Genomic DNA, 9,112 nt, shown 5'->3' with positions numbered 1-9,112 from the left:
CCCTTGCAGATCGGAAGATCGAGGCCTGTATCCCATCAAAATCCAACAGGAAAATCCAGACACCGCACGACAGACTGCTTTACCGCAAGCGGCACAAAATCGAAAACATGTTCGGCAAACTCAAGGACTGGAGGCGTATCCACACCCGCTACGACCGCTGCGCCCACACTTTCATGTCAGCCATCGCCATAGCAGCCATCGTCATCTTCTGGATATGATCAATGAGTCCTGAGCCTAGCGCTATGTTTCGCCTGATTGTATTGTGAGCTCCTTAAACTCGCCTCTTAGTTTAGATTCCCTACTTCTTGGAATCACCCAACCGTTCAAGGCTCCATTCCAGTTTCCAAGCTCCGTCAGTTTTTCTTTGTATGGAAGAGTGTCTCCGCTCACGAGGATACTCTTCTTGTAATATTTGGCAGAGATACTGGCCTGTGCAGTCTCTTGCGTGCCCGTGCTCTTTATTTGTGTTAGAGATTTACCTCTGGACGGAGTGGGGAGGGACGGCGTCTTGAAAAGATTTAAGTCTGTTCATCTGCAACTTTATCTGCATGCATTCCGGATTGAGTGCAGCCATCCAGTTACCGTCACCCCTGCTGCCTTCATATCGTCCGGGCGTTACACCGGCCAAGTCGCTAGGCAGTCGGAGGTCAGAAGCGTCATCCGGGATCAAGAAAAAACAGCGCTCTTGGCCTAGACGGCCGATAAAAAGTCCGAGCTCGAAAATAACATTATCCCGAACCGTACTGTTGGAAGCATTGCGCATCACTGTAATGTCGTCAGGGGAGAATACGAATATTCCAAAATCTGATCCTCTCAGAACCTCAATTAGGCTTGAGAGTATGTTTCCAGAGAGTTGAAATACGCCGTCCTTCCAGACGGTACACTCTGCTTCATAGGTTAAATTGGAGTGGATTGCATCCGCAATCTGTACACCTTCCCTGGAGGACCCTATAAATACTTTGGGCTTCAAGCGAAATATCCTATCTTTAATCGAGCTATTGCGAAGGCTTGCCTTAGCAATAGCTCTCAATTGGAGCTTACCGTACGTGCCTTTTTCCGATAAACGCAAGCCACTCATCTGTGCCATGAGCTTCCACTCTCAAAATTAGGCCCCTTTCTCGGCACTGCGATGTAATTGTGACTTTTCCGCCGCGCCGCCAAAGCGGATTATGGAACGGCAACTTAAGGTCGGGAACCTTTGTCGATGCTACACCAGCATGGCGTCCACCGTTTACGCGACATGGTTAGCCAAGCTCAGGTTCTGCCTGTGGTAGGCCGATTCCATTGCGGTGCCCTTGGGCACGGTCCTCTAGGGTTAGCTAACCGTTAAATTTGAACAAGGAACAGCGCATGCCCCCTCCCCTTCTTTTCTTTGCCGCGTAGCACTGCCGTAGCACCGCCCAAAATGGCAAACGCAGAAAGCCCCGCGCGATGCGAGGTTAAAATGTTGTAATTATGTGGTAATTTAATGGTCGCGGGGACAGGATTTGCGCACTACTTCGCACTGTCGAACGTTATCATCTCATCCTGCGATGCGCGAGCGGGCTGAACTCGACAGTCACCATAAGTGTTGGTTTCGCGGACGGGCACCGGAGGGTTGCGATTGTCGCGCTGGACGACCCAGTGCGCGGCAACTGCGCCCCGTCGGCGCTGTTGCCCATGGTTGACGCCCCACGCCAAGTCTGCGGCCCATCCTGATCCAGTTCAGTTGGCTGCGGGCGGTGGACAAAAGACATCCTGGAGCGCGGCAATCACCGGTTTCACATCCTCTCGCAACAGACGATAGATGACGGTCTTGCCCTCGCGACGCGCACCGACGTAGCCTTCGGCCCGCAAGCGCATCAGTTGCTGGGAGGCGGTTGGCTGTGACAGACCAAGCGCATCGGCCAAAGTGCCGACCGAAAGCTCCTGATCCAACAGCAGACACAGAATTTGCAAGCGCCCTTCATGCGACAGGGTCTTTAAGAAGGTCACAGCCTTGGCGATGGCCGTGGGGCTGCCGCCGAAACTTTCCGTCTCAAGAAGTGGTGTCGTCATAAAGCCTCCTGTAGCTTCGGGCTCAGACGTTTATGTGCGGCTTATTCGAAAGCGCAACCTTTCTTGATCCCGAACGCCCGGAAAACCGAGGCGGCCGGACAGAACCCCGTGAAGGCCGACTGGATCAGGTTGGCCCCGATGAAAACAGTAAGCCAGATGAAGTAAGGGGAGACAAAGGCTGTCAGAACCACGCTAAGTAGGGTCATGATGCCGGCAAAAAGCAGGACGGAGCGGTCGAGGGTCATTTTGATTTCCTTAAGGTTGGGGCCTAGGGCCAAACGCCCCGGCGGCGGGCGTCAGCCCTTTTTGGTTTCTTTCAGCTTGTCGATGCCCAGCACTTTCAGGGCGAGACTTTCGTAGAACGGCTCTGACTTGCCCTGCCGCAGCTTGCGCATGAAGTATTTCTCGAACCCCACCTTGGCGAGGTGGACCCATTTGCCAGAGGCCGACCAGTTGACGTTGCGCGGCGGGATTTGCGGCTGGGCCACAAAAGCGATGCCCCCGTCGCCGAAGTCAGCGAGGCAGATGGCATTCCAGGTGCCAACCTGATCCGGCTCTGCCCCGCGCACGAGGTTGGCGATATTGTGGGAGGTGGCGGTGACCATGCTTTCGATCATAAAGCCGGTCTTGGGCACGCCACAGGGCACCGGCGTTGGAGCCAAAGGCGGGATGGCGACGCAAACCCCCACGGCGAAGATGTTCTTGAACTTCGGGTTCTGCTGATACTGATCGACGATGGTGAAGCCGCGCGGGTTCGAAAGACCTTCAATTCCCGACACCGGTTTGATGCCACGAAAGGCGGGCAGCAGCATCGAATAGGCAAAGGGCAGCACCTTTTCCGGCTTGGCCACGCCGTCCTCGCCCACTTCCTCAACCGTCATCTTGCCATCTTCGACCTTTTTGATCCGGGTCGAGGTCATCCATTTGATCGTCTTGCCCCGCATTTCAGATTCCAGAAGGCCCTTGGTGTCGCCCACGCCGTCGAGGCCCAGATGGCCGATGTAGGGTTCCGGCGTCACAAAGATCATCGGCACCTTGTCGCGGATTTTCGCGCGGCGCAGTGCGGTTTCAAGGATGAACAGAAACTCATACGCCGGGCCAAAGCAGCTTGCACCCTGTGCTGCGCCGATTATGACCGGGCCGGGGTTTTTCAGCAGCGCCTGAAACGCCTGTTCGGCCTTTTCGGCATGGTCGATGTGGCAGACCGACTGGGTGAAGCCGCCATGCGGGCCAAGGCCGGGCACTTCGTCAAAGGCCAGGTCCGGGCCGGTGGCGATCACCAGATAATCGTAGGTCACCGACTGGCCATCGACCAGTTCGATACGGTTTTTGTCCGGGTGCAGGCGTTCGGCGGCAACGGGGATGAAGTTGATCTTCCGTTTCGCCATGGCGGGGGCCAGATCCACCGTGATCTCCTCCCGCTTGCGCCAGCCCACCGCGATCCACGGGTTGGAGGGCACGAAGTGATACTTCGCATCCTTGGTCACAACGGTGACAGTGTCCTCTTTGCGCAGGCTGTCCTTCAGCTCGTAGGCCATGATGGCCCCACCAAGACCGGCCCCCAATACAACGACATGTGCCATGGATTTCTCCCTTTCCAATGCGTGAACCCGTCCGGCCTCCTCCGCCGGGTGGGTGGTTTTCAGGTCTTGAACATGCGGTAAATCGCCGGGATCACCAGCACGGTCAGCAGGGTGGACGACAGCAGCCCGAACAGCAGCGAGATGGCGAGTCCCTGGAAAATCGGGTCCGACAGGATCACCACCGCGCCAATCATGGCGGCGATGGCGGTCAAGAGGATCGGCTTGAAGCGGATCGCCCCGGCCTCGATCAAGGTCTCGATGGTGACAGCACCGGAGTTGCGGATGAAGTCCACCAGCAGGATCGAGTTGCGGACGATGATTCCAGCCAGTGCGATGAACCCGATCATCGAGGTGGCCGAGAAAGGTGCGCCAAACAGCCAATGCCCCGCCATTATGCCAAGGAAAGTCAGCGGGATGGGCGTCAGGATCACCAGCGGCAGCCGGAACGAACCGAACTGTGCGACCACCAGAATGTAGATGCCCAAAAGCGCCACGCCAAAGGCCGCCCCCATGTCCCGGAAGGTGACGTAGGTGACCTCCCATTCGCCATCCCACAGCAGGGTGACCTTGCTTTCGTCAGAAGGCTGGCCGTGCAGGCTGATGGTCGGTTTGCCATTGGGCCAGTCTTGCTGGCTGATCTGATCAGCCACCGCCAACATGCCGTAAAGCGGCGCTTCAAAGGCTCCGGCCAGTTCCGCTGTCACCATCTCTGCATCGCGGCCATTGTGGCGGAAGATAGGGTAAGAGGCAGGTTCCTCGGCCACCGTCACCACATCGCCCAGTTCGACCACCCCTTTGGCGCCCGGCAAAACGTTGGCCGGGATCGGCGTGGTCAGCAATCGCTGGTCCATCACCCGGTCGCCCTTGGCGCGGGCAACCTCCAGCGGGATCGGCAGACGCCCCGAGCCGCGGTTGGAATAGCCGACCGTTTGCCCACCGTTCAGCAGGGCCAACGTGTCGAACACGTCCTGTTCCTGCACGCCAAAGAAGTCGAGGCTATCGGTCGAAATCGTCGCCCGCAGGCGGCGCGCCTGGGTGCCATAGCTGTTGTCCACGTCCACGATGAAGGACACGGCCTTGAAGGCCGCTTCAATCCGGGCCGCAGCCGTACGGCGAGTGGCGGCGTCGGGGCCATAGACCTCGGCCAGAAGGGTCGAGATCACCGGCGGACCTGGCGGCGGTTCCACCACCTTGAGGCTGGTGCCGGGCGGCACGGTTAGGCTTGCCAGCTTGGTGCGAATATTCAGAGCTATGGCATGACTGGCCCGCGCCCGGTCGCCTTTGGGTGTGAGGTTGATTGCCACCTCACCCAGCTGCGGGTCTTGACGCAGATAATAGTGGCGCACCAAGCCGTTAAAGTTGAAGGGGGCAGAGGTGCCGGCGTGGGTCTGCACCGTGGTGACCTCTGGCATCTGCATGACGGCCTTGGCCACGTCCTGCGCCACGCGGTCGGTCGCCTCGACCGAGGAGCCTTCGGGCAGGTCGATCATCACCGACAGTTCGGATTTGTTGTCAAATGGTAGCAATTTGACCGTGACATCCTTGGTGTAAAGCGCGGCCAATGACCCGAAGGACAGCACCGCCGTGACCAGCAGAAAGGTCAGGCTGCGCGCCTTGGTTTTCAGCAAGGGCCGGGCTATGCGGTTATAGGCCCGCTCCAGCCGACCGCTATGGTGGCCGCCATTGGTGTCGTCTGCCCCATGCACCGCCATATCAGCGCGGCCGGCAATCTTGACCATCAGCCAGGGCGTGATGATGACGGCGACAAAGAACGAGAAGATCATCGCAGCCGAGGCATTGGCCGGGATTGGCGACATATAGGGGCCCATCAGGCCGGATACGAACAGCATCGGCAGGAGTGCTGCCACCACGGTCAGGGTCGCCACGATGGTCGGGTTGCCCACTTCGGCCACAGCATCAATCGCGGCTTTGGAGCGGCTGCGGCCATTCTGCATCGCCCAGTGGCGGGCGATATTCTCGATCACCACGATGGCGTCATCAACGAGGATGCCGATGGAGAAGATCAGCGCGAACAGGCTGACCCGGTTGAGCGTGTAGCCCATGATCCACGCGGCAAAAAGCGTCAGCAAAATCGTCACCGGAATGACGATGGCCACCACAACCGCCTCACGCCATCCGATGGCCAGAAACACCAGGATGATGATGGAAACGGTGGCAAGGCCAAGGTGGAACAGCAGTTCATTGGCCTTGTCATTGGCCGTGGCACCATAGTCGCGCGTCACGGTGACGGTCACGCTGTCCGGGATCATATGACCTTTCAGCGCCTCGACCCGCGTCAGCACCGCCGCTGCCACCACCACCGCATTGGCCCCGGCCCGCTTGGCCACAGCCAGCGTCACGGCAGGGGCGCGTGTGGTGGAGCCGTCGGCATTGCGAGTGATGTTGGCCACGATATGGTTCGACGTGTCGGCCACGTAAGTCACCTTCGCGACATCCGCCACATAGACTGGACGGCCATCCCGCGTGGTCAGCAGCAGATGCGCCACTTCCGAAGGCGCGGTTAGGGTCTGACCCGCCACAAGGTCAATCTGCTGCCCTTTGTCGCGCAGCTTGCCAGTGTTGAGCGTGCGATTGGCCTGCCCCACCTTCTGCGCCAGTTGCTGCAAAGTCACACCATACAGCGCCAGCCGGTCCGGGTCGGGTTGAATCTGGATGGCAGCCTGCGCGTCGCCGACCAGATAGGTCAGGCCGACATTGTCGGCCTTGGCTACCTCGACCTGCAGCGTGCGCGCGATGCGGGTCAGGTCATCGGCGGAAATGGCCTGACCGGGGGCCGAGGACAGGGTCAGCGACAGGATCGCTACATCATCAATGCCGCGCCCGATGATCAGGGGTTCGGGGATGCCCAGCGGAATCCGGTCAATATTGGCGCGCACCTTGTCATGCACGCGCAGCATCGCCTCATCGGCATTGGTGCCCACGGCAAAACGAGCGGTGACCAAGGCGCTGTCATCCCGGGTCGAGGAATAGACATGTTCCACCCCGTTGATGCCCTTGACGATCACCTCCAAAGGCTCGGTCACCAGCTTGACGGCATTCTCAGCCTGCAATCCCTGCGCCTGCACATGGATATCCACCAAAGGCACCGAAATCTGCGGCTCTTCCTCACGAGGAAGCGAGATAACGGCCAGCATTCCCGCCGCCAAAGCCGCCAGAATGAACAAGGGCGTCAGGGCGGATTTGATGAAAGCCTGCGTCAGGCGGCCCGCGATGCCCAGTGACTTCTCTGGCAGCTTTTCAGACAGGATAGTCATTTTGCGGCACCAGGCAGCACGCGGTCCCCCGCCTCAAGGCCGGACAGGATCTCTACCATCTCGACCCCACCCACCACCTGATGTTCGCCCGGAACCACGCTGCGCTGCATGGGGCCTGCGGCCATTTCGACGCTGACAAAATCCAGTCCGGCGTTCGATGATAGTGCTGTTGCGGGCACCATCAAAACCTTGCGCTTGCCCACGGGCAGCCGCACCAGCACCCGCGCATCGACAAAGGTGTCGGGCAGACCGGCCAGTTCCACGTCGGCAATCACCCTGCCATTCTGAATCAGCGGATAAATCCGCGACAAGGTGCCGGTCTGGGTCTTATCGCCTTCGGCAATCTCGATTTTGTCGCCCTGATGAAGGCTGGGGGCATGACGTTCGGGAACCGATATGCGCAGGAACGTGCCCCCACCGCCGATCAGAGCCACGGCTTCGCCCGGCATCACGACGCCACCCTTGGCGACTGGCACATCCAGCACGCGGCCATCGGCGGGGGCCAGAACCGTGCCCTCCCTGCCCTGCTGTTGAATCACGCCGGCCTGCGCATCCAATGCTGCGATCTGGCCCTTGAAGACATCGGCCTTCGTGCGCAAAGCGTCCAACCCCTGCGCGGTGGTCACGCCCTGTTTCAAAAGGCTTTCGCCCCGGGTAAGTTCCGCCTGTGCATTGGCCAGTTGGGCCGCTAGCGCCCCCCGTTGTGCCGCGAGGGCGGAAAGCTGGATCGCCAGCTTTTCATCCTCGATCCGCCCGACGGGCTGGCCCGCCGTGACGAGATCGCCCTCCACCACAGTCAACTCGACCAGAGTTCCGCCAAGACGCGCCCGTGCCGGTATCCGGTCGCGCGCCTCGACCTGACCGTAGACCGCCTTCCACTCGGTGATCGTGGTCGGCTGCAAGGCGGGCGTGTCAGCCAAGGCCAAGCCTCCAAACAGCGGTAGGCTGGCACACAGAAATCTCGTCAGGGGAAGGCGCATGGATAGGGTCCTCAGTTCGATGATTACTTATTATTCTAATATTTGAATTTATCAATATGAAATCTACGAAAGCGGACGAGTAATCAAAGGTCGGCCACAGACGCGTGGCCCGATCCCACAATCTTAGCGCAAATGTTCAGTTTGACATTTGATCCAAATCACGCGGCAAGCGGTCTGGCGGCATTAGATTCCAAGCACAGAATAGGAAGTTGTTGATTTTCACCCAGAACTGACTCGGGTGTGGAGTGAACCCCTCGGCCTGAACCAATGTAGGACCTGTCGATTCAGCGAGACACCTTCTGTAATCTCCATTTTAGAGTGGGAGGGTGATTTCGATGGCCAAAGACCAACATGAAATCCGGCGCAAGCTGCGCATTCTGGATCACGCTGCGGCGTCGGGTGATGTCAGCAAGACCTGTCGATACTTCGGGATCGGGAGAGCAAGCTTCTATCGATGGCGTCATGCCTTGGCAGATCATGGCGAGGCGGGGCTGGCCAATAAGCGATCAGCTCCGCACAACCATCCGAACAGGACGCCGGAGGCCGTGGCTGATAGGGGACTTCAGGTTTCTCGGGGATGCAAGACCGATATCGTCGTGGGTGGTTCAGTCGAAATCACGCTAACAACCGAATCTTGTTGGATTTCGCGCATGCGCGCGCCCGTCATTCCGAAATATGCGCCGCCCGCTTTTTTTCACGTCAGCTTCCTTTCCACAGAAAGTCAAAGCGGTGGCCAGGCGCGCGCCTGAGAAACCGTACCGCCACATGGGCGGGGCAGAGACGGATGCTCTAAACGGGCGGATTCACAAGCGGAGCTTCTGGTCCCTCCACCTGCCACAATCCCCTAACGGCTGACAGACGCAGCGCCTGGGAGTTCCTCCAGCACATGCTCGAAGTCGTGCCCTATCAGGTTCATACCATTCTCACCGATCGAGCCATTGGAAGCGCCACGGGTTCAAGCCCAATGGCGAGGGGCATCCCGTTCGCCGAGCGGCCACGGAACCGCAATACCATCTATTCCCGGCCAATGCGCTTCGACATGATCTGCGAGGCCAACGGCATCAAGCACCGATTGACGAAACCCAACCACCCATGGACGAACGGCCAAGTCGAGCGAATGCTTCTCGGTGTTTGACGGCAAACAGCTGTCAGCCAACCGAACCGCACGATCAAGGACGCGACGATCAAGCGCTTCCACTACGACAGCTACGATCAGCTGCGCACGCACCTTGCCGAC

8 protein-coding genes and 1 pseudogene are annotated in these 9,112 nt (G+C 59.0%); 3 read left to right on the top strand and 6 right to left on the bottom strand.

Annotated elements, in window-relative coordinates; all coding sequences use genetic code 11:
* Positions 1-218 (top strand): transposase (locus tag AKV04_RS04475; protein WP_156317355.1); only part of this gene is annotated, 218 nt, incomplete at its 5' end.
* Between the two features lie 257 nt (positions 219-475).
* Here AKV04_RS04475 and AKV04_RS27795 read toward each other — a convergent pair.
* From AKV04_RS27795 to AKV04_RS04445, 6 genes are all read right to left on the bottom strand, one after another.
* A complete protein-coding gene (locus AKV04_RS27795; RefSeq protein WP_407638400.1) occupies positions 476-1,078 on the bottom strand; it encodes a nucleotide-binding protein in 603 nt (200 codons plus the stop codon).
* Positions 1,079-1,704: 626 nt separating this feature from the next.
* Positions 1,705-2,037, bottom strand: a complete 333-nt coding sequence (locus AKV04_RS04465) for an ArsR/SmtB family transcription factor (RefSeq protein ID WP_054005275.1) — start codon at positions 2,035-2,037, stop codon at positions 1,705-1,707.
* Positions 2,038-2,078: 41 nt separating this feature from the next.
* Positions 2,079-2,282, bottom strand: coding sequence for a YgaP family membrane protein (locus AKV04_RS04460; RefSeq protein ID WP_054005274.1), 204 nt, complete (start codon positions 2,280-2,282; stop codon positions 2,079-2,081).
* A gap of 51 nt (positions 2,283-2,333) precedes the next feature.
* On the bottom strand, positions 2,334-3,620 hold the full coding sequence (locus AKV04_RS04455) for an NAD(P)/FAD-dependent oxidoreductase (protein WP_054005273.1): 1,287 nt from the start codon (positions 3,618-3,620) through the stop codon (positions 2,334-2,336).
* A gap of 59 nt (positions 3,621-3,679) precedes the next feature.
* Positions 3,680-6,895 carry an efflux RND transporter permease subunit gene (locus tag AKV04_RS04450; RefSeq protein WP_407638399.1) on the bottom strand — a complete coding sequence of 1,072 codons (3,216 nt, stop codon included), beginning with the start codon at positions 6,893-6,895 and terminating at the stop codon, positions 3,680-3,682.
* Positions 6,892-7,875, bottom strand: a complete 984-nt coding sequence (locus AKV04_RS04445; RefSeq protein ID WP_156317354.1) for an efflux RND transporter periplasmic adaptor subunit — start codon at positions 7,873-7,875, stop codon at positions 6,892-6,894. Before AKV04_RS04445 ends, AKV04_RS04450 begins: the two co-directional genes overlap by 4 nt.
* Before the next feature lie 335 nt (positions 7,876-8,210).
* On the opposite strand from AKV04_RS04445, the gene AKV04_RS27790 reads away from it, so the two are divergent.
* Complete coding sequence (locus AKV04_RS27790; RefSeq protein ID WP_054005272.1) at positions 8,211-8,624, top strand: helix-turn-helix domain-containing protein; 414 nt, start codon at positions 8,211-8,213, stop codon at positions 8,622-8,624.
* A 161-nt stretch (positions 8,625-8,785) separates the two neighbouring features.
* Positions 8,786-9,112 (top strand): annotated as a pseudogene (locus AKV04_RS25355) (hypothetical protein); the annotation flags it as partial.

It is taken from the genome of Cypionkella psychrotolerans (assembly GCF_001294535.1).
Taxonomy (GTDB): Bacteria; Pseudomonadota; Alphaproteobacteria; order Rhodobacterales; family Rhodobacteraceae; genus Cypionkella; species Cypionkella psychrotolerans.
This window is presented reverse-complemented; position numbering and strand designations above follow the sequence as displayed.

Bases quoted from the DNA above. Each gene is read 5' to 3' on its own strand.
- AKV04_RS27795 (WP_407638400.1), bottom strand. From the start codon at position 1,078: ATGAGTGGCTTGCGTTTATCGGAAAAAGGCACGTACGGTAAGCTCCAA.
- AKV04_RS04465 (WP_054005275.1), bottom strand. From the start codon at position 2,037: ATGACGACACCACTTCTTGAGACGGAAAGTTTCGGCGGCAGCCCCACG.
- AKV04_RS04460 (WP_054005274.1), bottom strand. From the start codon at position 2,282: ATGACCCTCGACCGCTCCGTCCTGCTTTTTGCCGGCATCATGACCCTA.
- AKV04_RS04455 (WP_054005273.1), bottom strand. From the start codon at position 3,620: ATGGCACATGTCGTTGTATTGGGGGCCGGTCTTGGTGGGGCCATCATG.
- AKV04_RS04450 (WP_407638399.1), bottom strand. From the start codon at position 6,895: ATGACTATCCTGTCTGAAAAGCTGCCAGAGAAGTCACTGGGCATCGCG.
- AKV04_RS04445 (WP_156317354.1), bottom strand. From the start codon at position 7,875: ATGCGCCTTCCCCTGACGAGATTTCTGTGTGCCAGCCTACCGCTGTTT.
- AKV04_RS27790 (WP_054005272.1), top strand. From the start codon at position 8,211: ATGGCCAAAGACCAACATGAAATCCGGCGCAAGCTGCGCATTCTGGAT.